Source organism: Mesorhizobium sp. M1066, assembly GCF_040318635.1.
Classification (GTDB): domain Bacteria; phylum Pseudomonadota; class Alphaproteobacteria; order Rhizobiales; family Rhizobiaceae; genus Mesorhizobium.
Genome location: NZ_JAMYMR010000011.1, coordinates 103,273 through 130,148, shown reverse-complemented (window position 1 = coordinate 130,148; position 26,876 = coordinate 103,273). Strand labels below are relative to the sequence as shown.

General features: G+C 63.8%; 23 protein-coding genes. 13 read left to right on the top strand and 10 right to left on the bottom strand.

Annotation, left to right across the window (positions count from 1 at the left end; all coding sequences use genetic code 11):
- Positions 1-2: 2 nt before the first annotated feature.
- From apnL to NKH52_RS17065, 8 genes are all read right to left on the bottom strand, one after another.
- On the bottom strand, positions 3-1,841 hold the full coding sequence (gene apnL, locus NKH52_RS17100; protein ID WP_352731533.1) for a D-apionate lactonase: 1,839 nt from the start codon (positions 1,839-1,841) through the stop codon (positions 3-5).
- On the bottom strand, positions 1,838-2,872 hold the full coding sequence (locus NKH52_RS17095; RefSeq protein WP_352731530.1) for a Gfo/Idh/MocA family protein: 1,035 nt from the start codon (positions 2,870-2,872) through the stop codon (positions 1,838-1,840). The genes apnL and NKH52_RS17095 overlap by 4 nt, the downstream gene beginning before the upstream one ends.
- Before the next feature lie 2 nt (positions 2,873-2,874).
- Positions 2,875-3,939: an ABC transporter permease gene (locus NKH52_RS17090; protein ID WP_127412150.1), complete on the bottom strand. Its 1,065-nt coding sequence runs from the start codon at positions 3,937-3,939 to the stop codon at positions 2,875-2,877.
- Positions 3,932-5,488 (bottom strand): sugar ABC transporter ATP-binding protein, encoded by a 1,557-nt coding sequence (locus tag NKH52_RS17085; protein ID WP_352731528.1) that lies wholly within the window; start codon positions 5,486-5,488, stop codon positions 3,932-3,934. The genes NKH52_RS17090 and NKH52_RS17085 overlap by 8 nt, the downstream gene beginning before the upstream one ends.
- Entirely contained in the window at positions 5,485-6,129 is a 645-nt protein-coding gene (locus NKH52_RS17080; RefSeq protein ID WP_352731526.1) for a DUF2291 family protein, read from the bottom strand. Before NKH52_RS17080 ends, NKH52_RS17085 begins: the two co-directional genes overlap by 4 nt.
- Positions 6,130-6,222: 93 nt before the next feature.
- Positions 6,223-7,164, bottom strand: a complete 942-nt coding sequence (locus NKH52_RS17075) for a D-ribose ABC transporter substrate-binding protein (protein ID WP_024502459.1) — start codon at positions 7,162-7,164, stop codon at positions 6,223-6,225.
- 329 nt (positions 7,165-7,493) lie between these two features.
- Positions 7,494-8,321, bottom strand: coding sequence for a phosphogluconate dehydrogenase C-terminal domain-containing protein (locus NKH52_RS17070; protein WP_352440093.1), 828 nt, complete (start codon positions 8,319-8,321; stop codon positions 7,494-7,496).
- 291 nt (positions 8,322-8,612) lie between these two features.
- Positions 8,613-9,287: a GntR family transcriptional regulator gene (locus NKH52_RS17065; protein WP_352731524.1), complete on the bottom strand. Its 675-nt coding sequence runs from the start codon at positions 9,285-9,287 to the stop codon at positions 8,613-8,615.
- A 217-nt stretch (positions 9,288-9,504) separates the two neighbouring features.
- On the opposite strand from NKH52_RS17065, the gene NKH52_RS17060 reads away from it, so the two are divergent.
- From NKH52_RS17060 to NKH52_RS17030, 7 genes are all read left to right on the top strand, one after another.
- Complete coding sequence (locus tag NKH52_RS17060; RefSeq protein WP_352731522.1) at positions 9,505-10,632, top strand: sugar ABC transporter substrate-binding protein; 1,128 nt, start codon at positions 9,505-9,507, stop codon at positions 10,630-10,632.
- Between the two features lie 80 nt (positions 10,633-10,712).
- Complete coding sequence (locus NKH52_RS17055; protein ID WP_352731520.1) at positions 10,713-12,245, top strand: sugar ABC transporter ATP-binding protein; 1,533 nt, start codon at positions 10,713-10,715, stop codon at positions 12,243-12,245.
- The gene (locus NKH52_RS17050; RefSeq protein WP_352731517.1) at positions 12,242-14,326 is read left to right on the top strand and encodes an ABC transporter permease subunit; all 2,085 of its coding nucleotides are present in this window, start codon (positions 12,242-12,244) and stop codon (positions 14,324-14,326) included. The genes NKH52_RS17055 and NKH52_RS17050 overlap by 4 nt, the downstream gene beginning before the upstream one ends.
- 13 nt (positions 14,327-14,339) lie before the next feature.
- Positions 14,340-15,146: an SDR family oxidoreductase gene (locus NKH52_RS17045; RefSeq protein ID WP_352731515.1), complete on the top strand. Its 807-nt coding sequence runs from the start codon at positions 14,340-14,342 to the stop codon at positions 15,144-15,146.
- A gap of 12 nt (positions 15,147-15,158) precedes the next feature.
- Complete coding sequence (locus NKH52_RS17040; protein WP_352731512.1) at positions 15,159-16,106, top strand: 3-hydroxyacyl-CoA dehydrogenase; 948 nt, start codon at positions 15,159-15,161, stop codon at positions 16,104-16,106.
- On the top strand, positions 16,103-17,065 hold the full coding sequence (gene kce, locus NKH52_RS17035) for a 3,5-dioxohexanoate:acetyl-CoA acetone transferase (protein ID WP_352731510.1): 963 nt from the start codon (positions 16,103-16,105) through the stop codon (positions 17,063-17,065). The genes NKH52_RS17040 and kce overlap by 4 nt, the downstream gene beginning before the upstream one ends.
- Before the next feature lie 46 nt (positions 17,066-17,111).
- Positions 17,112-17,990, top strand: coding sequence for an SMP-30/gluconolactonase/LRE family protein (locus tag NKH52_RS17030; RefSeq protein ID WP_352731508.1), 879 nt, complete (start codon positions 17,112-17,114; stop codon positions 17,988-17,990).
- A 75-nt stretch (positions 17,991-18,065) separates the two neighbouring features.
- Here the strand turns inward: NKH52_RS17030 and NKH52_RS17025 are convergent, their stop codons facing one another.
- On the bottom strand, positions 18,066-18,827 hold the full coding sequence (locus NKH52_RS17025) for a GntR family transcriptional regulator (RefSeq protein ID WP_128302340.1): 762 nt from the start codon (positions 18,825-18,827) through the stop codon (positions 18,066-18,068).
- A 150-nt stretch (positions 18,828-18,977) separates the two neighbouring features.
- On the opposite strand from NKH52_RS17025, the gene NKH52_RS17020 reads away from it, so the two are divergent.
- From NKH52_RS17020 to NKH52_RS16995, 6 genes are all read left to right on the top strand, one after another.
- Entirely contained in the window at positions 18,978-20,225 is a 1,248-nt protein-coding gene (locus NKH52_RS17020; RefSeq protein WP_352731506.1) for an enolase C-terminal domain-like protein, read from the top strand.
- 62 nt (positions 20,226-20,287) lie between these two features.
- Positions 20,288-21,364, top strand: coding sequence for an ABC transporter substrate-binding protein (locus tag NKH52_RS17015; protein WP_352731503.1), 1,077 nt, complete (start codon positions 20,288-20,290; stop codon positions 21,362-21,364).
- A 13-nt stretch (positions 21,365-21,377) separates the two neighbouring features.
- Positions 21,378-22,868, top strand: coding sequence for a sugar ABC transporter ATP-binding protein (locus NKH52_RS17010; protein ID WP_352731500.1), 1,491 nt, complete (start codon positions 21,378-21,380; stop codon positions 22,866-22,868).
- Positions 22,869-22,929: 61 nt separating this feature from the next.
- Positions 22,930-23,835: an ABC transporter permease gene (locus NKH52_RS17005; protein WP_352731621.1), complete on the top strand. Its 906-nt coding sequence runs from the start codon at positions 22,930-22,932 to the stop codon at positions 23,833-23,835.
- On the top strand, positions 23,832-24,770 hold the full coding sequence (locus NKH52_RS17000; RefSeq protein WP_352731497.1) for an ABC transporter permease: 939 nt from the start codon (positions 23,832-23,834) through the stop codon (positions 24,768-24,770). Before NKH52_RS17005 ends, NKH52_RS17000 begins: the two co-directional genes overlap by 4 nt.
- The gene (locus NKH52_RS16995; protein ID WP_352731495.1) at positions 24,767-25,495 is read left to right on the top strand and encodes a cyclase family protein; all 729 of its coding nucleotides are present in this window, start codon (positions 24,767-24,769) and stop codon (positions 25,493-25,495) included. Before NKH52_RS17000 ends, NKH52_RS16995 begins: the two co-directional genes overlap by 4 nt.
- Here the strand turns inward: NKH52_RS16995 and NKH52_RS16990 are convergent.
- Positions 25,477-26,493 (bottom strand): Zn-dependent oxidoreductase, encoded by a 1,017-nt coding sequence (locus NKH52_RS16990; protein WP_352731493.1) that lies wholly within the window; start codon positions 26,491-26,493, stop codon positions 25,477-25,479. The genes NKH52_RS16995 and NKH52_RS16990 overlap by 19 nt on opposite strands.
- Between the last annotated feature and the right edge of the window lie 383 nt (positions 26,494-26,876).

Below are 26,876 nucleotides of genomic sequence, written 5' to 3'. Positions count from 1 at the left end.
CTTCAGCCAAGCCGGATGATCGCGTAAGGCGTCATCACGAGGTGGCCTCGGCCAAAAGCTGAAATGTCGACCGGCACGTCGTCCGCCGTCAGATTCGCCAGCCACACGATTGTCTTGCCTGAAGTGGAGCGTCCAGCCAGAGCCAGCACCCTGGTCTCATCGCTCGTCCTTGCCGCCACATGCGCAAGGCCAGCCATCTCGCAAAGCCCCTTGATAGCCCTGAAGATGGGCCGGGGTGATCCTTCCGCGACGGGTTCCCCGGATGACGCCAACACGCCGAACGGGCCGGTGAAGCTGGAAAGCGTCAGCATCTCCAGTCCGGCGGGCGCGACGCGTGCGGCATAGCCGATCGTCCACGCGGCTCCGAACAGGCCGGCATGGCGAGGATCGCTGTCGGCCATGGCGATGCGCTGTCCCCCGGGATTGGGCTTGGTCGCGCCGCCATAGGGGTTCTGGCGCATGGCAATCGTCGACGGTCCGATCCGGTATGGCTTCGCCCCGAAGATCGACCGCACCGATTGGGTGATGAAAGGCAGCGCCTCCAGCGATTGCATGATGCTGAGATCGTCGGCGGCATGCACGATCGGGCAGGTGCAATGGGTGATGAAATCGAGCTGGTCCGCCGGCACGCGCTTGCGGTTGAACTCGGTGAAATAGCTGAACATGCCGCCGCCGAGGCGGATATCGGGAAAGGCGCGCCGCGCCGCGGCATAGACCTCTTCGAGCGGCGGACAATCCGGCCACGCGCTGCCCGGCGGCGTCGACTGCCGGTCGACCGAAGGCGACACGGCAATGGCCGAGAGGTTTAGCCCGGCCCGGCGCACCAGGGCGGCGACGCCTGCCAGCTCGGCGTCGAGGTCGCCGGCGCAGGCAGCGACGCATTCGAGCGTCGCCTCAGCTGGATAGGCAGTTGCGAGCCGGGCGAACGCCCGCAAAGCGTCGAGCCCGTGGCCGCGCGTCGGATCGTAGTGAAACAGCAGCTGTTGGGGGCCGAGTGTCGACAGCGTGGCGAGGTTCGCCAGCGCCGTCTCGACATCCTCGGGATAGATGACCACGCCGATATCGGGCAGCCTTGATCCGGCTTCGCCGAGTTCGACGCGGACCGGTTCGCTGGCCACGGCGGCCGCCGGCGCTGTGCCTTCACCGGTGATGCGCAGGCTGATCGTCTGGCGCAGGGGTTGGCCGGCAGGCAGCACATAGGGCCAAGGCAGCGCCAGCGGCCGCATATAGGTCTTGTAGGATGCGTCCGACCAGTTGCGCTGGTCTTCCATCTCGAATGTATCGCCTTCCATCCGGCATTCGGCGCTGACACCAGGCCGAACCTGATGGGTGATGGCGCGGATATTCTTGAAAGGCTGCCAGGGGTCGATCAGTTCGGGAAGCTTTGTCGCCACCACGTGGCCGTCCGTGTGCTCGACCGTGACCTGGCTGCCGGCCAGCCCGGCGATCGGATGCAGGATGCAGAAGCCGCAGCGATTGGTCTCGAAATTGCTCTCGGGTAGGGCGCTCACATCGAACGTCAGGCGACCCTCGGCGGAACCTTCGATCGTGGCGCGGAAGCGGAGCCGGCTTCCGTCCGGCCCGGTGCAACTTGCCGAATAGCTGACCGAGAAATTGTCTGCGTTCTGGTCGATGACAAGGTCCGTCAGCGCCGGCTCATAAGTGCCCCAGTCGCGATCCCTGACGATGTAGGCGATGGCGCGTAGCACTTCAGTGCCGCCATGGCGGATGGTGCGCAGATTGCCGTTGACGAAGTCCGCGCTGAGCGCGCCGGCGCTGAGCCTGACCGGCTCGGCTTCGACCTCGCGCGTGCCGTAGAGAAGGAAGGCGTCGGTGGTCATTTCAGCAAGGCGTCGAGCTGCACCGGTTGCCGGCTCGCGGCACCGACATAGGCGGCCTCGACCAGCGCAAACGTTTTGAGATTGTCGGCGCCCGAGGTCGCCGGTTCGGTTCCCTTTGCCAGGCAGTCTACCCAGTGCTGCTGGATGGCACCGACGCTTTCCTGGATGTTGTGCCAGGGCCGCGATGCCCAAGGCAGCAGCGGCGGCGAAACGTCGGTGACGGCCGTGCCGCTCTTGCCGGCGACGGTGAGCCGGTAACCCTGCGCCAACCGGATCGTGCCGTCGCTGCCGTCGATCTCGATCAGCGTTTCGGGAAACGGCTCGGTGGCGAGCTTCGTCGCGTAGCTGCAATCGACCACTGACGTGGCGCCACCGGTATGATCCATCAGCATGGTCGCCACATCCTCACCAGCGATCGCTTGGTTGATGCGAGCCGTTCGTGTCGTGATCGTCGAGACGTCGCCGAGCAGGAAGCGGGCGATGTCGAGGATATGGATGCCGAGGTCCTCAATGATGAAGCGCTTTCCCGTCGCCAGATAGGGTTGACCGGAAAACACATCATAGGACGAGCGGAAGGAAATGCGCCCGAAGAAAGGCGTACCGATCTCGCCGCTGTCGAGCACGGCGCGTACCGCCTGGATCGGCGACTGCCAGCGAAAATTCTCATGCACCATCAAAGGCACGCCGGCTTCCTCGCAAGCCCTAACCATCGCCTTGGCGTCGGCAAACGTCGGCGCGAACGGCTTTTGGCAGATCACGGGAACGCGATGGGCGGCCGCCATTTCGACAAGCGGACGATGGCTGGGCGCGGTGGTGGCGATATCGACGAAGTCGAGGCTTTCGCCGGCAAAAAGCTCCGCCGCATCGGTATAGCGCTTCGCAATACCGAACTGGTCGCCGACGATCTTGAGCCGTTCCAGGTCGCGGTCGCAGATGGCAACGATCGAGGCGCCTGCTATGTCGCGCCAGGCATGCATCTGGTTGACGGCAAAGAAGCCGCAGCCGATCAGCGCTCCCCGCAACTCCGCCATGCTCAGCCTGCCTTTGCCATCTGCATCAGCGTTACCCGGCTCTGCAGCCTGCGCTGCGCCTGGTCGACGACGACGGCGACGATGATGACAAGACCCTTGATGACCATTTGCCAGAACGAACTCACACCCATCATCACCAACCCGTCCGAAAGAATGCCGATGACGAAGGCGCCGACGATAGTGCCGCCGATCGTGCCGCGGCCGCCCGACATCGAGGTGCCGCCGAGCACCGCCGCCGCAATGGCGTTGAGCTCGAAACTTTCGCCTGTCGCCGGATGCGAGGCCATCAGCTCGGACGAGATGATCAGGCCGACGATCGCGGCGCAGAAGCCGGAGAACATATAGACGAACATCTTCACCATGTTGACCCGGACGCCCGAAATCCGCGACGCCCGTTCATTGCCGCCGACGGCGAAGATGTGGCGGCCGAGCGGCGTGTACTTGGCGAGATAGGCGGCCCCCAGGGCAACGACGATCAGGATCCAGATCGCCACCGGCAGGCCGAGCAGCCGGCCTGCACCGAGGAAACCGAAGCCGGTGGTGCCCAGTTCCGGCTTGCCGACGAGGTTGGGGAAGGTGCGGCCATCCGACGATAGCAGCGCCAGGCCACGCGCGACATAGAGCACGCCGAGCGTGGCGATGAACGGCGCGACGTTCAGCCTGGTGATCAGCAACCCGTTGACGGCGCCGATCAGGATGCCGACGGCAAGTGTGATCAGCGCGATCTCGAAGACGTTGAAATAGATGGTGTAGCCGATCTGCAGGTCGATGCCGTTGAGCACGAGATAGCCGGCCACCATGCCGCACAGGCCGACGATCGAGCCGACCGAAAGGTCGATGCCGCCGGTGATGATGACGAAGGTCATGCCCATCGCCAGGAACGCGTTCAGCGCCACGTGCTTCGACATCAGGATCAGATTGGCGGTCGACAGGAAATTCGGCGCCGCGATCGAGAAGAAGATCAGGACGGCGATGAGCGCGATGAAGGTCCTGAGCTTCATCAGCGTCAACAGCACCGAGCCGCTGGAAGCGGAGGGAGCGGCCGCCTTGGCTGGGATGTCAGTCATGGGCGGTGCTCTCCGTATGTGGGGCCGGTCCGTGGCCAAGCGCAGAGGCGGCGACGAGTGCCGCCTCTGTCGCTTCAGTGCGATCGAACATACCGGTCAGTTTTCCGTTGCTCATCACCGCGATGCGGTCGGACAGCGCCATCACTTCGTCGAGATCCGAGGTGGCGAACAATATCCCCAAACCGTCACGGGACAGTTTGCGCATGGTGCGGAAGACATCGGCCTTGGCGCCGACATCGATGCCTCGGCTGGGCTCGTCCATCAAGAGCACCTTGGGTTCGGTGAGCAGCGCCTTGCCGATCACCACCTTCTGCTGGTTGCCGCCCGACAGCGAGGAGACCTCCTGCGCCGGGTCGGCGACCTTGATCGCCAGTTCCCGCACCATCTGCGTCACCGCCTGCCTTTCGTCGGCGCCACGGATATGGAACAGGCGGGCAAATCGCGACAGGCTGGCCAGCGTCAAATTGCTTGCGACCGAGAGGATCGACACCAGCCCTTCGCGCTGGCGGTCTTCGGGGATCAGTGCCAGGCCACGCCGGATACGCCTCGTCGTGTCGCGCTCCTTGACCTTTATGCCGCCAATGAAGATCGCGCCTGTCGAATGGCCGTGGCGGCCCATGATGCAGTCGAACAATTCGCTGCGACCGGCGCCCATCAGGCCGTAGATGCCGAGGATCTCGCCGGCGCGCAGCGACAGCGAGACATGGTCGACGGCAAGCCCGCCGGTAGCGCGCGGCAGGCAGATGTCCTCGGCTCGAAAGATCTGCTCGCCCGGAAGATGGCCGTCAGCCTTGGCGAAATCCTTGGCGTCGGAACCGATCATCTGGCGAACGATCCATTGCGTGTCGACGTTCTTCATCTCCTCCTGGCCGGTGATGCGGCCGTCGCGCAGCACGGTGATGTAGTCGCCGATGCGGATCAGCTCTTCCAGCCGGTGCGAGATGTAGACGATGGCCACGCCGCGCGCCTTGAGGTCGGCGATCACCTTGAACAGGATCTCGACCTCCGCAGCGCTCAGCGCCGAGGTCGGCTCGTCCATGATCAGGATGCGCGCATCGAGCGAAACCGCCTTGGCGATTTCGACCAACTGCTGCTGGCCGATGCGCAAATCCTCGACCAGCATGTCGGGCCGTATGCCGGCTTGCAGGCGTTCCAGAAATTCAGCCGCGCGGCGCTCCTGTTCCTTGCGGTCGATCTTGCCGAAGCGGTTGGTGATCTCCCGGGTGGCGAAAATGTTCTCGGCGACGCTCATATTGCCGAACAGGTTCAGCTCCTGGAACACCATGCCGATGCCGCGGTTCACCGCATCGCCGGATGACGAGAAGGAAACCTCTTCGCCCTCCAGCAGGATGCGGCCGGCTGTCGGCCGTTCGACACCGGCGATGATCTTCATCAGCGTCGACTTGCCGGCGCCGTTTTCGCCGACCAGCACGTTGACCGCGCCCTTGCGTACCTCGAAATTGGCGCGCTTGACCGCAACGGTGCCGGAATAGACCTTGGAGACATCCTCCAGCTTCAGGATGATTTCGCGCTCTGCGTTCGCGCTCATGGCTTAGGCCCGATCTCTGCCTCCGCCGGCGTCACCAGCGGCAGGTCCTGGCCGCTGCCCAGCGTATAGGCGCCCAGCACCTTGGCGCTGCGGCCTTCCAGCGCCTCGCGCGGCAGCTTGGACAGCATTGTCTTGTCGGCGTAGCTGTTGAACGCCTTGCCGAATTGGGCGAAGTCGATCTGGTTGGTGAAGTCGTTGAACTGGATGAAGTCCAGGCTGTCGCGCAGCGCGGTGCCGCGCACCGCCGGTCCGATCTGCACGCGCGCATCGGCCTTGCCGTCGCCGTTTACATCGACATCGATCGTCGCCGCGCGGGACTGCGTGTTCGCCGCGACGATCTTGCCTTCCAGGCGAACCGCGAAAGTCCACGGCGAGTTTGCCTGCTTGTTTGGATTGCCATATTTGGCGCCGGCAGCCGCCGGGTCGGTTGTCGCCAGGGTGTGAACCTCCGCAAACGGTCCGGCTTTCTGCTGGAGATAGGGCACGACCTTTGCTGCCCAGATCTCTTCGACCTTGTTGTCCGGATTGAAGGCGGGAGCATTGCCCCCGTCTTCCGATTTCGTTGGCAGGATCTTGCAGGCGGTCAGGCTGATGCCAACCATCACGGCAAGGATCGGCCAGTTCGGCTTGGTGTTCAGCATGGCGGCCTGTTGTTCAGCATCGTGGTTGGCCCACGGAAAATGGCGGCGAGGGGCGAACCGAAATTCGCCCCTCGCTGTTCAAATCACGCTAGCTCAGTTCGTCAGTGCAAAGGTCTCCAGCTTGGCGGCATTGTCGCCATTGACCAGGACGCAGTCCATCAGCTGCTTCTCCTTGGCCGGCGACTTCTTGTTCTTGATGAAGTCGTTGGCCTGCTCGACCGCCATCTGCGCCTGCGCGAAGGCGGGCTGCAGCACGGTTGCCTTGATGCCGCCCGAGGTGATGGAGTCGCGCACGTCGTTCGATCCGTCGAAACCGACGACGATGACATCCTTGCGGTTCGCCGCGGCAAGCGCTGCATAAGCGCCCATCGCCATCGTGTCGTTGCCGGAGATGACGCCCTTGATGTCGGGGTTGGCCTGCAGGATCGATTCCATCTTGGAATAGGCTTCCGTCTGGCTCCAGTTGGCCGACTGCTGGGCGACCATCTTCAGGTCCGGATAGTCGTCGATGACGTCGTGATAACCCTTGGAGCGAATGCCGGCATTGGTGTCGGATTCCTTTCCGACCAGCTCGACGAAATTGCCCTTCTCGCCCATCAATTTGACGAATTCCTGCGCGCCGAGCTGGGCGCCCTGGTAGTTGTTGGAGACGATCTGCGCCACGGCGACGCCGGTGGCGTTGATCTCGCGGTCGATCAGGAAGGACGGAATGCCTGCGTCCTTGGCCTTCTGCACGGCGGCGACGGTGGCGTCGGCGCCTGCATTGTCGAGGATGATCGCCTTGGCGCCACGGCCGATCGCGGTGTCGATCAGCTCGGACTGCTTGTTGGCGTCGTCGTCATGGACCAGCACCAGCGCTTCGTAGCCGAGTTCCTTGGCTTTGGCTTCGGCGCCGACGGCTTCCGCCTTGAAGAACGGATTGTCGTGCGAGGGCGTGATAATGGCGATGAGATCCGCCGCGTAGGCGGGCACTGCCGTGCCAAGCGCCAGCATGCCGGCGAAAGCCGCAAGCGTCATTCTGCGTGTGAGTTTCATGAAGTCCTCCCGTTTGAAAAAATTGCCTTGATCGGCCAATGGCTTTGTCTGCATCCGAATTCGTCAGGCAGCGCGGGCCGCGGATCGCTTGGGTTGAAAACCGTTGCCGGCATACCCAAGACGGATCGTTGCTCCCCAGCCCTCCTCCACTCGCCCAGGCATCCTGCTCCCTGCGAAACCTTGTCGATCCGAGCCATGAACAGCTAAGCCAACTGGTATGATGAGTCAACCACAAATTCAGGTGACATGTACCTGATGAGCTACCAAAACCGAGGGTCGGCAATGACATGCCGGGCCCTCGAGGTGCTGCGTCAAGCACCTGTCTTCTCTCAGGTGATCCGCTGAATGCTGGCGGCGATCTCTTCCGGTTCGAACACCCGCTTCCAGTCGTCACGCATCAGCACCGGCTTGCCGAACTCGATCGCCTTGTTGCAGGCGTCCGAGAAAACGCCCTTGGTCTCGCCGAAAATGACGGCGCCGAGCACGTTCATATGGCCGAGCAGGAAGTCGAGTGCCGCCTGCTGGTCGACGCCGCGCGCCACGACCTCGTCGACGGCTTCTTTCATGACCACCAGCAACGAGGCGCACACCGTCTCCGAAAGGCCAGGCTCGAGCAGCGCCATCTGTTCGACGCTGACGCGGTGCGAACGCATCACCGGCGCCCATATGATCTTCGCGATCGCCTCGCCCTTGGCGTAGTCCTCTTCCGGCCCCTGCATCAGGGCGCTGACCATATGCTGCTTGGCCTTCACGCCGCCGAAATAATCCTTCTTCGCGGCCATGTCCGTCTCGTCATTGAAGATCGGCGGATGGCAGGGGTGGGTGACGAAATAGGTGAGGTCCGGCCGCTTCGGCAGATGGCCGGCAAAGGGTGCTGCCGCGTCGAGCACCACCACCATCGTGCCTGATACCAGCTTGCTCTCGATGCTGGCCGCTACCTTGCCGATATGCGTGTCTGGGACGGCCAGGATCACCACATCGGCGTCCTTGAGCGCCTCGTCGGCACTGACCGTATCGAAACCCAGTCCGGTCTTCAGCCGTTCGCGGCCGGCATCGCTGACCTCCACATGGCGTATCGTATAGGGCGACCCGCGAAAATTGGCCGACAGGCGGTAGCCCATTTTTCCGCCAGCCCCGAACAGCGCAATCGTTGTCATCTGGTCACCACTCCTGTTCTTCGCCGACGGCATCGCCCGTCGTCAACTGATCAACTGGTATAATCACGCTACCAGATTTTGGCAATCTGATAATGACCATGCGATGCGTGCACCGCGTCATCGGCTGCCGACGGCAAGCTCCAGCACGAGAACCATGGATGCCGCGCTCGGGATACGAATCTCTGGATCACCAGAAGAAGCCCGCGCTTGCCGGCTGAGTGCGCATCGGCGCTGCTCTGCCATCCCCAGAAATAGGAGGCATCTGATGGGGGTCGGAGGTCGGGCCGGGCGCTACTTCAAAAGATCGACCAGCATGTCGAAAGCCGCATCGATATCGCCGCGAACCGCCGCCTGAACTGCCTGCTCGTCCCGGTCGCGCAGGGCCGCAAACATCTGTTGATGGTATGTGTTCGCGGTCGAATAGGACCCATGCAGCATATTGAAATAGGGGCTGATCTGCAGCCATAGATCCTTGATGATCTTGAGCAGGGTTTCGGATCCTGCTGCTCGGTAGATTGCGAAGTGGAAGGTGTAATTCGCCCTCAGATAGGCCTTTACGTCGTCCGCGCCATTCGCGCGTTCCAGCGAGTCCAGATCGCGCGCGAAAATCGCAAGATCCGCATCACTCCGGTTCTGTGAGGCCCAGGCGGCGGCGATGGCCTCTATCTCAAAACGTACATTGCGCAAATCGGTGAGCCGCTCGCGGCTGAGCGCCGGAATACCAATGGAGCGCCCGGATACCACGGTCAGCGCGTTGGCTGCCGTCAGGCGCCGCAGCGCTTCCCTGACCGGCATCGGGCTCACGCCAAAGGCGTCGGCGAGGCTCTGAACCGTGACCATCTCGCCCGGTACGATGCTGCCGTCGAGGATCAGTTCGGTGACCTGATTATAGACCCGGTCCTGCAGAGTTTCCTTGGACAGTGGAATGATCTCGACACCAGGCTTCCTGAACGCCGATCCAGCCATCTCCGGCCAACCTTCCCGCCCAAGGGCGACACTATTGCTTGTGTCGGAATGCAAGGTTCGTGGTGCCACGTCAAGCGGCTGACATAGCCGTTTTGATATAAACGATTTCATCATTGATATTTGATCAAATCATGTTACGGTCGCTGGCATCGAATGGCAAGGGTTACGTTTTGTGCTCTTGGGAGGCATTCGATCGTTCTGTCTGGGAGGAGTTCACATGGGTATCGGATCGAAAGTCCGGCGGCTCGCGCTGCTGGCCGGCATGGCTGCATGCGCCTTCGGCCTGTCCGCCGCGCAGGCAGCCGAGAAGCACAAGATCTTTCTCAGCATGAGCTACATAGGCAATGATTGGCAAGCGGAGGCGGCCAATATGGTCAAGGCCATGGCCGCCCACAAGAGCCTGGCCGACAAGGTCGACCTGCAGGTCCAGGTCGCTGGCCCCAACGCGCAACGCCAGATTCAGCAGATCAACGCGATGGTGCAAAGCGGCGCCGAGGCCATCGTCGTATATCCGATCTCGCCGACCGCGCTCAACCAGGTCGTCAAGAATGCCTGCGACAAGGGCGTGAAGGTCTTTGCCTACGACGCCGAGATCACCGAGCCTTGTGCCTACAACGTCCACATCGACCAGCTGGAAGCCGGCAGGGTGACCGCCGAATGGCTGGTCAAGAAGCTCAACGGCAAGGGCAACATCATCGCCATCACGGGTGTCCCGGGAACATCCGTCGACGATCAGCGGACAAAAGCCGCCAAGGAAGTCTTCGCCAAATATCCTGATATCAAGATCGTCGGCGAGGCTGTCGGCATGTGGAGCCAGGCGGTCGCCCGCACCGAACTTTCGAAAATCCTGGCCACCCGCAATTGGGACGACATCAACGGGCTGTGGATGCAGGTCGGCTGCTTCACCGCCAACTCGATGCAGCTCGAGGCCGGCAAGAAGACAAGCGAACTCCTGCCTTGCGCCGGCGAAGGTTCCAATGGCGGCCGCATCCAGATGCTGCCGGAGGGCACCGAAGTCGAAGGTGCGGCCGCGCCCTACGCGCCGGCTGGCGCACAACGCATTTCCTACGCCTCGCCGCCTTATTCGGGTGCGCTGGCGCTGAAGCTTGCCATCGAGGCGATCGAAGGCAAGGACGTGCCTAAGACCACCATCCTGCCGCTGCCGGTCGTCACCAACGAGACGATCAAGCTGTGCGACGAAGGCACATGGGCGGAGATGAAGGCCGGCTGCAACGCCTTCAAGCCGTCGCTGGTCTCCAATCCAGGCTGGTTTGCCTCTATCTTCTCGGACCAGACACCCGAGGTCGGCCTTAATGCTGCCCTCGTCGGACAACCGGAGAACTAAGCCTCCCAAGGCGCGTTTGACGATGCACGGAGTGTTGTCCGTGCATCGTCAATCCATGCCAATCCCGGCGATCGAGGACAATGACAGAACATTCCGAGCTCCCCGCCATCGAGATCGACGGCATCAGCAAGGCGTTCGGCCCGACCGTCGCGCTGGACGGCGTGTCGTTTCGGATCGCGCCCGGCAGCGTCCATGCCCTGCTCGGTGAAAACGGAGCCGGCAAGTCGACACTTGTGAAGCTGCTGTCCGGGCTGGTCCGGCCGAGCCAAGGCCATGTCCGCGTCTTTGGCAAGGAGATCGCTTACGGCGCCCCGCGCGCAGCCCATGCGCTCGGTATGCAGACTGCGTTCCAGGAGATGACACTGGTGCGCGACCTCTCCGTCCTCGACAACATGATGCTGCCTTACGCCCCGGTCGGCATCTCCGGCCTGATCCGCCGCAGTGCTGCCCGCAAGGCCGTTCGCCGCCATATCGAAGATCTTGGTTTCTCCGTCGATCTCGACGCCGAGGTGAGCGAACTCGAGCTTTCGGTGCGCCAGAAGATCGAGATTGCGCGCGCCGTCTACCGCAAGCCGCGCATCCTGCTGCTCGACGAACCGACCTCGACGCTCGCCGGCCGCGACGTCGACTGGCTGGGCGACATCATCGCCAGGCTGAAGGCGGCGGGCACCACCATCGTCTTCATCACCCATCGGATGCGCGAGGTCCGCGCCTTTTGCGAGACGCTGACGATCCTCAGAAACGGCCGTCACATCGTCACCGCGCCGGTCGCCGATGTCTCGGATGCCGACGTCATCGAAAAGATCATCGGCCGCAGCATCGAACAGACCTTCCCGCCTAAGCCGGACAGCGCCCAGGCTTTCGGGCCGCCGGTTCTGGGCGTGCGCGATCTCAAGGTCGGGCGCAAGCTCGACGGCGCCGGCTTCGATCTGCGCAAGGGCGAAATCCTCGGCGTCGCGGGGTTGCAGGGCATGGGCCAGCAGGACCTGTTCCTGGCCTGCTTTGGCATGGCCGAGATCGAGCGCGGCCACATCCTCGTCGACGGCCGCAAGGTCTGGCTCGGTTCGCCGGCCGATGCGTTGCGCCCCAACTTGGCCATCGGCCTGGTGCCGGAAGACCGCAAATCCGATGGCCTGTTCCTGAAACTGTCGGGCAGCCAGAACGCCACCCTGCCGGTGATATCGCGCTTCACACGGCTAGGCCTTGTCGACGGGCAAGCCGAGAACCGCTCCGTCGAGGCGGCATTCGCCACTGTCGAGGTCGACCGCCGCGCGCTTTGGACGCGGGCCGGTGCGTTTTCCGGGGGCAACCAGCAAAAAATCGCCATCGCCAAATGGCTGGTGGCGCAGAGCCGCATCCTTCTGTTGTTCGATCCCACCCGAGGCATCGACGTCGGCACCAAGCACGAGCTTTATGTGATGATGCGAAATTACGTGGCTTCGGGCGGTTCGATCCTTCTGCACTCGACCGAGATTCCCGAACTCGTCCACCAATGCGACCGGGTCCTGGTTCTCTACGACGGGCGCATCGCGGCCGAACTCGAAGGCGACGCCATCACCGAACCGGCCATCATGCGCCCGGCGCTCGGGCATGCCGTGGAAGCCGCCGCATGAGCAGCGCAGCATCCTCATCCCCTGTTCCCGGCGGCTTCGGACTGCGCCGTGCGCTGATGCGCAATCGCGGCGCGCTGATCGCCGCGGCCGTCCTGGCCATCCTGCTCTTCGTCGTCGACTGGATCAGCGCCGGGCCGCTGACCTATTTCGATGTGTCGTTCCTGTCGAGCGGCGGCGCCACCTCGGCGCTCGCCGCGATCGGCCAGACCATCGTCATCCTGTCGGGCGGCTTCGACCTGTCCGCCGGCGCGGTGATATCGCTGGTCAATGCCGTGCTGGCATCGAGCATGGACCCGATGGCGCCGGGCGCCAGCATCATCCTGTGGACCGCCGTCGGCATCGGCGTCGGCATGGCGGTGGGCGCCTTCAACGGCTTCTTCATTGCGGTGCTGCGCATGCAGCCGATCGTGGTGACGCTGTCGACCATGTTCATCCTGCAAGGCGTGACGCTGCTGGTGATGGACAAGCCCGGTGGCTTCGTGTCGCCTGATCTTGGCACGTTTTATCTCGGCGACGCGATCGCCGGCTGGCTGCCGATGCCGCTGGTGGTGATCGGCGTCGTCCTGCTCGCCTGGTTGTGGCTGAAGGGAACCCGCTTCGGCACAGCACTTTATGCGGTCGGCAGCGATCCGGACTCGGCCGCTTACGTCGGCATCAATGTCGTGCTGGTGCGCTTTGCCGTCTATGTCATCGCTGGCGGCTGCTATGGCCTTGCCGGCGTCTTCATCAGCGCCCAGACCGGCAGCGGCGATCCGCTGGTTGGCAATCCGCTGCTGTTGTCGATGTTCGCGGCGGTCGTCGTCGGCGGCACGCGTCTCGGTGGCGGGCAGGGCGGCCCGGTGGGCTCTGTCTTCGGCGCCTTTATCCTGATGATCGTGGTGAACATCCTGCTGGTGCTCAACGTATCGGCCTATTATTCGACCATTGCCGAAGGCACCATTCTGGTGCTGGCAGCACTTGCCGGCTCGATCTCGCATGGATCGGTGCTTGCCGTGCAATTGCGCGCTGCGCGTGCCCGGCTTGCCGCCTGGCGCGCCGGCATATTGCCCTCGCAACTCGAGCGCGTGGACCGGCGTCTCAAGATCGCCGAGCCAGCCCATGCCCAGCGCAGTCCGGCATCGCCGCGCCCTGCCTTCCATCTACGCAACGCGGAAACGTTGCGCTATGCGCTGCCCGCCTATGTCTGCCTGCTGCTCATCGTGGTCGTCACGCAGGTCTGGCTCGGCCGCGCCATCCTCAATCCGGGTTATTGGAATTCGCTGCTGGTGCTGTCGTCCTTCCTCGCTGTCCTGGCACTCGGGCAAGGAACGGTCATCCTGACTGGCGGCCTCGACCTCTCCGTGCCGTGGACGATCGGCATTTCCGGCATCATCCTGGCCGGCATGGTCAACGGCTCCGACGCGGCCCTTGTCTACGCATTGCCGGTGGTGCTGGTGATGGCTTGCGCCATCGGTTTCGCCAACGGTTTCGGTATCGTTTATCTCGGCATCTCGCCGATCGTCATGACGCTCGCCACCAACGGCATCCTGCAAGGCTGTGCGCTGCTCTATTCGCAGGGAACGCCGGCTGGTTTTTCCTCACCGATGCTGCGCTGGGTCATGACGGCCAAGCTCGGTGGCCTGCTGACGCCGGTAATCCTGCTGGTGGTCATCTTTGTCGTGGCGGCGGTGCTGCTGCTAGCGCGTACGCCGTTCGGGCGCAGGGTCTACGGCATCGGCAATGGCCTGCGCGCGGCGCGCTTGTCGGGCATCGGCGTCGAGCGCACGCTGATCCTGGTCTACATGCTGTCGGCCGTCTGCGCGGCCGTTGTCGGCATCATGCTGACCGGCTTTTCGGGCCAGGCAAGCCTCGGCATGGGCGATGACTATCTCTTGCCGTCGATCGCCGTGGTGGTGGTCGGCGGCGCGCTGATCACCGGCGGCCGCGGCCACTATCTCGGCATGCTTGGCGGCGTGTTGTTGCTGACGGCATTGCAGATGCTGCTGGCCGGCACCACGCTTCCCTATGCCACAAGGGCAATTCTTTACGGGCTGGTCGTTCTGGGCGCCGTCATGGCGCTGCGCGAACGGCGGCTGCAATGAGAAGGACAGGACGATGAGCACAAGGGCGCCGGTTTCGGCGGACGAATTCCTGACCGGGCTGAAAGGCCAGCGCGTGTTGGTGACGGCAGGCGCCGGCGGCATCGGTTTTGCCATAGCCGACACGCTGTCGCGGCTCGGCGCGCGCATCGTCGTCTGCGACGTTTCCGACGAAGCGCTGGCCGCTGCTCCGGGCAAGATCGACCTGGTCGCCGCGATCAAGGCCGATGTCTCGCGCGAGGATGACGTCGACCTTCTGTTCGAGGCGGTCGAGAAAAAACTCGGCGGGCTCGACGCGCTGATCAACAATGCCGGCATTGCCGGGCCGACCGGCGGTGTCGACGAGATCGATCCGGCCGACTGGCGGCGCTGCATCGACATCTGCCTGACCGGCCAGTTCCTGTGTGCCCGTCGCGCCGTGCCGCTGATCAAGGCGGCGGGCGGCGGCTCGATCGTCTCGATGTCGTCGGCCGCCGGCCGCCACGGCTACGCCTTCCGCACACCCTATTCGGCGGCCAAGTTCGGTGTCATCGGTTTCACGCAGAGCCTCGCCAAGGAGCTCGGGCCGCACGCCATCAGGGTCAACGCCATCCTGCCCGGCATCATCGAGGGACCACGCATCGAAGGTGTCATCTCGGCACGCGCCAAGCAGGTCGGCATCAGCCACGAAGAGATGACGGATCGCTATCTCCAGAACATCTCGCTGCGCCGCATGACCAGCCCCTATGATGTCGCCGCGATGGTCGCCTTCCTGCTCTCCGACGCGGGGATCAACATTTCCGGCCAGTCGCTCGGCGTCGACGGCAACGTCGAGACACTTTGAGGAACCAAATCCATGACAAATGTCGCGATTGTCGGAAGCGGGTTCATCGGGCGGGCCTGGGCGATCAGCTTCGCCCGCGCCGGCCATGACGTGCGGATGTGGGACCAGTCGCCCACTGCGACAGGCGGTGCCCGCGACTACATTGCCGGCGTGCTTGGCGATCTCGCCGCAAACGACCTGCTGCGTGGACAGGCGGTCGACGCCGTGCTTGGCCGGATCTCTGTTGTCGCCGAGCTGGCAGAGGCGCTGGCCGGTGCAGTCCATGTCCAGGAGAACACGCCCGAAAACCTTGAGGTGAAGCGGGAAGTATTTTCCCTGATCGACAGGCTTGCCGATCCGCAAACGATCATCGCCAGTTCCACCTCGGCACTGTTGCCGTCGAAATTCACCGACCACCTGCAAGGACGTCACCGCTGCCTGGTCGTGCATCCGATCAACCCGCCCTATCTCATTCCGGCGGCCGAGGTCGTGCCGGCGCCGTGGACGTCTGCTGACACGCTGGAAAGGACTCGCGCCTTCCTCATCGACGCAGGCCACGCGCCGCTGGTGATGAAACGCGAGCTCGACGGATTCATCATGAACCGCCTGCAAGGCGCGTTGCTGGAGGAAGCTTTCCGGCTTGTCGCCGACGGCTACGCCAGCGTCGAGGATGTCGATATCGGCATCCGCGACGGGCTGGCGCTGCGCTGGTCGTTCATGGGCCCGTTCGAGACCATCGATCTCAATGCACCCGGCGGAGTGCGCGACTACGTCGAGCGCTATCAGTCGATCTATTCGAACATTTTTCCGCAGATGCTGCGCCGCGTCGACTGGGCGGGCGAGGTGATGAAAACCGTCGAAGCCGACCGCCGCGAACGCCTGCCGCGCGAGAACCTCGGCGAGCGGCAGGTGTGGCGTGATCGTCGGCTGATGGCGCTGGCGGCACACAAGAAGAAATCGGACCAGGAGTACGGACAATGATCGAGACCACCCGCAAGCCCGGCACCCGGCAGACCAAGGGCAAGGTCATCATCACCTGCGCGGTGACGGGCGCCATCCACACGCCGACCATGTCGCCCTATCTGCCGATCACGCCTGACCAGATCGCTTCTGAGGCGATCGCGGCTGCCGAAGCCGGTGCCGCAATCCTGCATCTGCATGCGCGCGATCCGGAAACCGGCAAGCCCGACCAGACGCCGGAGGCCTTCGCTCGCTTCCTGCCGCGCGTCAAGCAAGGCACCAACGCCGCCATCAACATCACCACCGGTGGCAGCCCGTACATGAAGGTCGAGGAGCGCGTGCGCCCGGCCGCCCAGTTCAAACCGGAAGTCGCCTCGCTCAACATGGGCTCGATCAATTTCGGGCTCTATCACCTCGCCGACAAATACGAGACCTTCAAGTTCGACTGGGAAAAGCCGCATCTGGAAGCGACCCGCGACCTCGTCTTTCGCAACTCGTTCAAGGACATCGAGTACATCCTGGCGACCTGCTACGACAACGGCACGCGCTTCGAGTTCGAGTGCTACGACATCGCTCATCTTTACAACCTCTCGCACTTCGCCGACCGCGGGTTGGTGAAGCCGCCTTTCTTCGTGCAGTCGGTGTTCGGACTGCTCGGCGGTATCGGCACCCATCCCGAAGACGTCGCCCACATGAAGCGCACTGCCGACCGGCTGTTCGGCGACCAGTTCCGCTGGTCGGTTCTCGGCGCTGGCGCCAGCCAGCTCCGCATCGCCGCGCAATCGGCAGCGCTTGGCGGCAACATCCGCGTCGGGCTGGAGGACAGTCTGTGGGCGGGCAAAGGCAAGCTTGCCAAATCGAACGCTGAGCAGGTCTTGCTGGCCCGCAAGATCATCGAAGGGCTCGGCATGGAGGTGGCGACGCCCGATGAGGCACGCGAAATCCTGTCATTGAAAGGCGGGGACAAGGTCGCTTTCTGAGCGGCCCGAGCAATCGCCGCGAGACGCAAAAACGGAGGAGGACGGCATGAAGATCGAAGTCGTGGTGGACGTGAAGACCACACTGGGCGAAGGACCGCTGTGGGACGTCGAACAGGAACGACTCTACTGGATCGACAGCTTCGACGGGCGCGTGTTTCGGGCGACCGCCGACGGACGCGAGATCCGGTCATGGGACGTGCCGATGAAGATCGGCTCGATGGCGCTGCGCAAGGACGGTAGCGGCGCCGTGGTGTCGCTGCAGCGCGGTTTCCATCTGCTCGATTTCGCCTCCGGCGATGTGACGCTGATCCACGACCCGGAGCCGGACCGGCCGATGAACCGGCTCAACGACGGCAAGGTCGACCGGCGCGGCCGCTTCTTCGCCGGCTCCATGGATACGATGGAAGAGGGGCCGTCCGGCGGTCTCTACAGGCTGGATCCGGATTTCTCCGTCACCCGGATCGATTCCGGCATCATCTGCTCCAACGGCCCATGCTGGAGCCCCGACGACCGCACCTTCTATTTCGCCGACACCTGGACCGGCGAGATCTGGGCCTATGATTACGACATCGCCACCGGAGTCGCCACCAATAGGCGCACCTTCGTGCGCGTCGACACCAGCCGGGGCGGTGCGGCGGACGGCTCGACTGTCGATGCCGAGGGCTATCTGTGGAATGCGCTGGTCTATGACGGCCGACTGGTGCGCTATGCGCCCGATGGCAGCATCGATCGCATCATCGACATGCCGGTCAAGAAGATCACCAGCGTCATGTTCGGCGGACCGAAGCTAGATATCCTCTACGTCACCTCAATGGCCAAGCCGCCGCTGCCGCGTTTTCCCGGCGACGGCGTTTTGCGCGGCAGCCTGTTCGCCATATCAGGCCTTGGCGTCAAGGGCGTTGCGGAGCCCCGCTTCGGCAGCTGACGCCAGACAAGCGAAGCGCCCGTAGCATACGCGGATCAGGCCTTCGCGCAGGCATCCCAATGAGCGGTCAACGGATCATTGGCCAAACAGGTCCGGGCGAGCCACGTTGAGCCGTTGCACCGTGCGCAGCACTTCGCGCAGATGCGCCGCCATACGCGCGCCTGCCTGCTTTGCCTCGCCGGTCTCCACGGCCTCGAAGATCGCCACATGCTGAGCGAGCAGCGTTTCGAGGTGACCCGGCTCGGGCAGGCTCAGATAGCGCACACGGTCCATCTGCAGCTTGACCACTTGGATCACCCGCCAGCTCTTGGGCAGGCCGGCCTCTTCGCAAAGGCTGCGATGGAAGCCCTCGTCAAGCTCAAGAAACAGCTCGCGGTCGCCCTCGGCCACTGCCTTGGCCTGTTGGGCAAGGTTCACCCTGCCTGCCGCGATGAAGGCGCTCGAACCGTGTCCGGCCAGCTTCTGCACGACGGAGACCTCGAGCGCCTCGCGAATGAACTGCGCTTCCTCGACGTCACTCAGCCGGATCGGCGCGACGAAGCTGCCGCGTTGCGGCAGGATGTCGATCAGCCCTTCATCGGCAAGCCGGATCAGCGCCTCGCGCACGGGTGTACGGCTGACACCGAGCTGCTGGGCAAGGTCCTGTTCGCTGAGCGCTTCCGACGGCAACATCGCCAGCGTCGTGATGGCGCGGCGCAGGCGCTCGTAGATCTGCGGTGAGATCGGCATGCGATTGTTGACCGGCTCCAGCACCCGCGAGGGTTCGCGCTGACCGGCGGTTTTCAGCCTGGCAGCACTGCCTGAAAATCTGGTCGCCCCCGAAAGCTTGGTCCCCATGACGAATCCGTTGCTGTGAATGGCGCTGCACTACTCCGGTCATGACACCGCGCACGTCGCAACTCAAGCGGCAAGCAGGATTGAAGCTGTATTGACATACTACCATGGTAGTGTGTATGACGCCAGCAGGCTAGGGGGAGAGGAGCCGGCATGAAGATCACGGATATCAAGGCGACCACCATCACCGTTCCGCTGGAAGCAGCATTGCGGCACAGCAACGGTACGCATTGGGGACGCTTTGTCCGCACCGTGGTCGAGGTCGAGACCGACGAAGGCATTGTTGGGCTCGGCGAGATGGGTGGTGGCGGCGCCGGCGCCGAACTCGCTTTCGCCGGCCTGAAATCCTACCTCGTCGGCCATGACCCTTTCGATCTCAACCGGATGCGCTACGCCATCTGCAATCCGACGGCGTCGCTCTACAACAACCGCACGCAGCTCCACGCAGCGCTGGAATTCGCCTGTCTCGACATCATCGGCAAGAAGCTCGGCGTGCCGGTCTACCAATTGCTTGGCGGGCGCGTGCGCGACCGGATCGGCTTCGCCTCCTATCTGTTCTTCCGTTATGCCGACCGCCGCAGCGGCAAGGGCGAAGTCCGCACCATCGATCAATTGCTCGAGCATGCCCGCGCGCTTAAGGACGAACATGGTTTTCACGCCCACAAGCTCAAGGCCGGCGTGTTTCACCCCGACTATGAGTTGGAATGTTTCAGGGCGCTCGCCGCCGAATTTCCTGCCGATACGCTGCGCTACGATCCGAACGCAGCCCTGTCGGTCGAAGAGGCGCTGCGTTTCGGCCAAGCCATCTCCGATCTCAGGAACGACTATTTCGAGGACCCGACCTGGGGCCTGGCCGGCATGCGCCGCTTGCGCGAGAAGCTCTCCATCCCGCTGGCCACCAACACCATCGTCATCGATTTCGAACAGCTCGCCACCAATGTGCGCGACCCTGCGGTTGACGTGATCCTGCTCGACACCACCTTCTGGGGCGGCATCCGCGCCTGCGTGCGCGCGGCGCAGATCTGCGACACGTTCGGTCTCGGTATTGCGGTGCATTCCTCTGGCGAACTCGGCATCCAGCTCGCCACCATGCTGCATCTTGGCGCTGTGCTGCCCAACCTCGTCTTCACCGCCGACGCGCATTATCACCACCTTGCCGACGACATCATCGTCGGCGGCAAGATGCTCTACGAGAATGGTGCGATCGCGGTGCCGGAGGCACCGGGCCTCGGCGTCGAACTCGATCGCGACAAACTCGCCACCTATGCCGAACTCTACCGCTCGCTGGGCGGCTATGCCTACGACCGCGATCCCGGCCGTCCGGGCTGGTATCCGTTGCTGCCCAACACGAATTTCGCCGACCATTTGAACGATGCCGTGCCTGATCTCGGGCTGGGCTGACATTTTTCGTTCGAAAGGATCGTCGGGAGGACGCTATGACTTTCAACCGGAGGAGAACAACAATGAGCAAGACTACAGCCTTATTCATTGCAGCCATGCTCGGCTGCACCAGCTTTGCAGCGCTGGACGCGCGCGCCGATGAAGGCGTCGCCAAGGGCGACACTTCGGCCAAGAAGATCGCCTTCAGCAATTCCTACGCCGGCAATTCCTTCCGCCAGGTGATGATCAAGAGCTTCGAGGAAATGGGCGCCAAGGCCGTGGCCGACAAGCAGATCGCCGCAACAGCCGTCGTCAGCTCGAACAATTCGGTGACCGAACAGGCGAGCCAGATCGAGAACCTGATCCTGCAGGGCTACGATGCGATCATCGTCCTTGCCGGCTCCGACACCGCACTCAATGGCGCCATCAAGGATGCCTGCAATGCCGGTATCACGGTCGTCGCCTTCGCCAGCGGCGTCACCGAGCCTTGCGCCTATGTCGTCGACTACAACCTCGATTCCTATGCCAAGGCCGAACTGGATTTCATCTCCAGCAAGCTCGGCGACAAGCCGGCCAACATCCTCGAGATCCGCGGTATGGCCGGCGACGGTTTCGACAAGCGCCTGCATGAGGGCGTCGAGAAGGCGATGAAGGCGCACGCCAGCTACAAGGCTGTCGGCGAGGTCTATGGTCAGTGGACGGCCACCGTGGCACAAAAGGAAGTGTCGGGCATCCTGCCGTCGTTGCCTCAGGTCGATGCGGTGCTGACGCAGGGTGGCGACGGCTATGGCGCGGCGCAGGCATTCAAGGCCGCCAACCGGCCGCTGCCGATCATCATCATGGGCAACCGCCAGGACGAATTGGCGCTGTGGAAGCAGGAGCATGATGCTGGCGGCTACGAAACCTTCTCGCTGGGCGCCACGCCCAGCGTCTCGCAGGTCGCGTTCTGGGTCGCGCAGCAGATCCTGGCCGGCAAGCAGGTGCCGAAATTCGTCGAGGTGCCGCTCCTGCAGATTAATCAGCCTGACCTCGACGCCTGGCTGAAGACGGTTCCCGCAGGCGGCGTGGTCAATGCCGAATACCTGCAGGAGCTGGTGGCCAAGATCATCGACGCCAACGTAAAGAAGGAGCCTCTGCCGGGCGTTCCCGCGCCGAAATGAGCAGCATGGCCGAATGATGAACGATCCCACGTCGCCCAAAAGGGACGCAGCAGAGACGGTCAATGCCGACGGCCTCCTCATCGAGGTGCGCGATGTCCGCAAGCACTATGATGCCGTGCATGCCCTGGGCGGCGTGGATTTCCATCTGAAACCCGGCGAGGTCGTCGGCCTCGTCGGTCACAATGGCGCCGGCAAGTCGACGCTGATGAACGTGCTTGCCGGCACGGTCGAGCGCAGCAGTGGCAGCTTTCGCCTCGGCGAGCGTGAGATCGGTGCCTGGAGCGCGGCCAGCGCCCAGCAGGCCGGTCTGCGCTGTATCTTCCAGGAACTGTCGCTCTGCGCCAATTTGACGTCGGCGGAAAACACCCGCATCGTGCACAGGTCCTTGCGTGGGTTGGGCTGGCGGCGGCGCGCGCGCCAGGTGATCGGTCCGGTGCTGGACGAGATATTCCCTGGCCGCGGCATCGATCTCGACAGGAAGGTCGCCGACCTGCCGATCGGCGAGCGACAGATGGTCGAGATCGCCCGCGCCTTCACGCAGACCAGCATCAAATTGCGCGCGGTCATTCTCGATGAGCCGACCTCGGCGCTCGGCCATGAGGCGACGGAACAACTGCTCGCCCACATTCGTCGTGCCGCAGGGCGTGGCATCGCCTGCGTCCTGATCACCCATCGCCTCAACGAGATCCTCGCCGTCTGCGACCGCACCGTCGTCATGGTCGACGGCAAGGTCGTCGTCGAGCGGCCGACCGCCGGCCTGTCACGCGCCGCGCTGGTCGAGTTGATGGGAAGCATCGAACGGCCGCGTGAGCGCACGGCCGGCAAGGTGGCCTCGGTGCAAGCTCCGGTTATCCGGCATGCGGGTCGCGACACCACAGATCTGACCATCGACGTCGGCAAGGGTGAGGTCATCGGCTTCGCCGGGCTCGACGGCCACGGCCAGCGCGAGCGGCTGCGCGCGATGTTTTATGCCGCGCGCCGGCAACGCGAAGCCTTGCCGGGTGCCTATGTCGCCGGCGACCGCGGCTCGGAAGGCGTGTTTTCGCTGTGGTCTATCGCCGACAATCTGACCATCCGCAGCCTGAATGCGCTGACGCGGGGCGGCATGATTTCAGGCGCCGCCGCCCGCAAGCTGGCCGAGACCTGGTCGGACAGGCTCAACGTCAAGGCGCCTTCGATCGACACGCCGATCCTGTCGCTGTCCGGCGGCAACCAGCAGAAGGTGCTGTTCGCCCGCGCGCTGGCGTCGGATGCCGAGGTGATCTTCCTCGACGACCCGATGCGCGGCGTCGATGTCGGCACCAAGCAGGAGGTCTACCGGCTGATCCGCGCCGAAGCCGAGAACGGACGCGCCTTCGTCTGGTACACAACCGAACTCGAAGAGCTGACCAATTGCGAGCGCATCTATGTCTTCCGCGAGGGCCGCGCCGTGACCAGGCTGGAAGGCGAGGCCATCGAGACCGGCCGTATCCTGCAGGCGTCGTTCGGAGGCGACCATGTCTGACGCGCCTGCCCGAGTTCCGGCCCGTTCTCCTTCCAATCCGCGCTCGGCCTTGCTCAATGCTATGCAGGTCGGCCTGCCGGCTATCGCGCTGCTGGTCATGCTGGCCATCATCTTCAGCATCCGCCCGGCGGCGATGAGCTATTTCGGCTTCCATCTGCTGTTCAAGCTCTCGGTGCCGCTGGTCTTTGCCGCGCTGGCGCAGATGATGGTGATCATGCTGGGCGACATCGACCTGTCGAACGGCGCCTTTGTCGGGCTGATCACCTGCATCACGGCGCTCTATCTCGGGGATGCGCCGGCAATTGCGGCGCTGTGCTACCTGGTCCTGATCGCCGCCTATGCCGGCTTCGGCCTGCTTATTCATGCACGGCAATTGCCCTCGATCATCGTGACGCTGGGCATGTCCTTCATCTGGCTCGGCATCGCCGTCATCCTGCTGCCGGCACCGGGTGGCTCGGCACCCGCATGGCTCGCCGCCTTCATGAGCTGGCAGCCGCCTTTGATGCCGCTGTCGATCTGGCTGGCGGCACTGGCGGCGCTTGCCGGCCATCTCGTCATCTCACGCTCCTCCTATGGCGTGGTGTTGCGCGGCGCAGGCGGCAATCCGCGCGCCGTCGAGCGCGCCGGCTGGTCCGTTATCGGCATCCGCGTCGCTGTCTATGCCGCCGCCGGCCTGCTCGCCTGTCTGGCCGGGCTGACGCTGACCGGCCTCACCACATCGGGCGACGCCAATGTCGCGCCGGCCTATACGCTGCTCGGCGTCGGCGCGGTGATCCTCGGCGGCGGCGCCTTCACCGGCGGCGTCGTATCGCCGGTCGGCACCGTGATCGGCGCGCTGACGCTGTCGCTCGCGGGCTCGCTTCTGTCCTTCCTGCAGGTGCCGCCGACATGGCAGATCGGTGCCCAGGGCGTCATCCTGTTTCTCGTGCTGGCCGGGCGCTTGCTTTTGTCGGAGCGGGCGCGATGACCCGAAGATTGAGCCTCGCGCCGTGGACCTACGGCTTCATCGTGGCGCTCGCAATGTGGGTGGTGACATCAGCCTATTCCGGTATCGGCAGCGCCGGCGCCACGCTCTCGGGGGCGCTCGCCTTCGGTGCCTTCAGCGTTGTGGTGGGAACCGGGCAGATGTTCGTCGTCGCCTCCGGGCCGGGCAATATCGACCTGTCCGTGCCATCCGTGCTGACGCTGGCCGCCTATGTGTCGATGACGGTCATGCAAGGGTCCGACGGCATGCTGCTGCCTGGCCTGCTTGCAGCACTTGCCGTCGGCGCTGTCGCTGGTGCCGCGAACTTCCTTGCCATCATCGCGCTCAGGCTGCCGCCGATCATCGCGACGCTCGCCTGGAGCTTCGTCTTCCAGTCGCTTGCCTTCAATCTCGGCGGCCAGGCGACACTGAAGCCGCCGGCCGGCCTTTCCCGGTTTACCTCGATGAACCTTGACGGCGTGCAATTCATGCCGATCGCGGTGATGCTGCTGACGCTGGTCGCCATGATCGCTCTCAAACGCACCGTCTGGGGCCGGCAAGTGCTGGCCACCGGCCAGAGCGAACTGGCGGCGCGGCTCGCCGGCATCAACGTCGCCCGGGTGCGGTTGATTGCCTATATGCTGTGCGGCACGGCGGCGGCGCTCGCCGGCTTCCTGCTTGCCGGCTTCAGTGGCGGGGCAGCACTCAACATGGGTGACGCCTATCTGATGGAATCGATCGCCGTCGTTGTGCTGGGCGGCACCAGCGTCGCCGGCGGACAGGCCAACGCGGTCGGCATATGGGGGGCTGCGTTGTTCTTCAACCTGATGTCCACCATGCTCAACACCTTTGGCATCCAGGCAGGCGTGCGCTTCCTTTTGACCGGCGTGCTGATCATCCTGATCGTCGCTCTCGTGCCGAGGCCTCGCGTCAGATGAAACCCGCCACCGATACGCTCGCCGGGCTGTTCGAAACAAAGGCAGTTTCTTTCGTCGACCTGACGCATCCGATGAAGCTGGGCATGCCGGTGTGGCCGACGCACCCGCATTATTGCCAGGAGATGGTGGAATCCTATGACCGCGGCGACGTCGCCTGCAACCATGCGTTGGCCATGAGCGAGCACACCGGCACGCATTTCGACGCGCCGGTCCATTTCGTCCGCGGCGGCGTTGCAATCTCGGACATTCCGGTCGAGCGCTTCTTCGGCCGCATGGTGACGATCGACGCGCGGGACTGCGCATCCCGGCAGGCGGTCGAGCCGAATGCTATCTTCGCTTTCGAGGCCGAACAGGGCCGCGTACGGCAGGGCGACGCAGTGTTCTTCCATTTCGGCTGGGACCGGCTCTGGGACGATCCGGCCTTGTTTCTCGCCGACTGGCCCGGCCTGTCGCGGCAAGCAAGCGAATTGCTGGTCGAGCGCGGTGCGCGCATCGTCGGCTCGGACTGCCTGTCGATCGATTGTTTCGGCAGCGAGGATTTCCCGGCGCACAATACGTTGCTTTCAGCCGGCATCCTGATCGGCGAGAATTTCGCACGGCTTGGTGACTTGCCGCCTCGGTGCTTCCTGATCAGCTTGCCGCTGGCGATCGAAGGCGGCACCGGATCGCCGCTGCGCGCCATCGCGCTGGTCCGGGCTAACCCGGCTTACGAGAAGTCCAGCTGAATCTTGAGCGTTCGCTCCGGTTCCTTCTCGATCAAGTCGAAGGCTGCGCGTGCATCCGCCGCCGCGAACACCTGCGTGATCATGCCTTGCGGATCGAGCCGCTTGTCGGCCAGCCATTCGACGACGCGCGGCAACAGCCGGCGGTTCAGGCGCGAGCCGACGATGGTCAGTTCCTTGCGCACCACTTCCTGCTGGCTGAGATTGGATGGGGCATCGGAAAAACCGAGCAGGCCGATGCGGCCCGCCGGGCTGGCCAACCGGCAAGCCTCGTCAAGAAGTGCGGGAATGCCGGCGCCGTCGATGACCAGAGTGGGGCCAAGACCGTCATTTTCGCCGCGCACCGCGGCCGGCACGGGATCGCGGGCGGAGTGGATCACCCTGTCGGCACCGAAGCGAAGCGCTCGCTCGAGGCGGGCTTCGTCGATATCGGCCACGATGCAGCGTGCCCCCTTGAGCTTGGCGACCTGCAGGACAGTGACGCCGACCGTGCCGGCGCCATAGATCAGCACCGTATCGTCGGATCCGCAACCGGTACGATCAAGCACATTGGCGGCGATGGAAAACGGCTCGGCCAGTGCCGCCAGCCCAAACGGCATATCTCCTGGAACCGGTATGGCATTTGCCGCAGGCACCGCCACGAAGGCGCGAAAACCGCCGTCGCGGTGAACGCCCATCACTTCGAGGTTGGCGCAGACATTGGAGCGGCTGACCCGGCAGGGATAGCAGTGGCCGCACGACACCACGGGATCGACCACCACGCGGTCTCCCACCGCTATGCCGGTCACATTGCGTCCGAGCGCCGTTACGGTGCCGGCGAATTCATGGCCGATGATGCGCGGATAGACGGCGAACGGATTGGAGCCATGCAGGATGTGAATGTCGGAGCCGCAGATACCGGCACGGCTGACATGAACGACGACTTCGCCAGTGCCGGGCTCTGGCATGGCGCCCTGCCGGACTTCCAGCGACTGCGGTGCGCGAACGAGAACTTCAAGCATGGCCTCACCACTTGTATACTAGTCGACAAGTGGCTCAATCTCGCTGTGCCGTCAAGACGCAAGCGCTCATGGCGGCGGTAAGACGGCCTCTTACCGACACGTTCCTTCACGAAATCGGGACGGGCGTCCGTTGAAACGCATGTACCTGGCGACGGCAGTTCGAACTCTCAATGCGCTGTCCTTGCCGATCTCCTCTCGAAGGGGTCGGCAGTCAAAATTTGTTGACTTCCATCAAAGAGGAAATGACTACCGCTTGCCTGCTCGTCGGACCATAAGACAGGCCGTGTGATCGGGCCTCGGCTGGCTTGCCGCACGGAAGGCGACCTTGCTTTGAACGCGGACGCGCCACCTGGAAAGGGCAGCCGCTTGCATGACGGAATCGG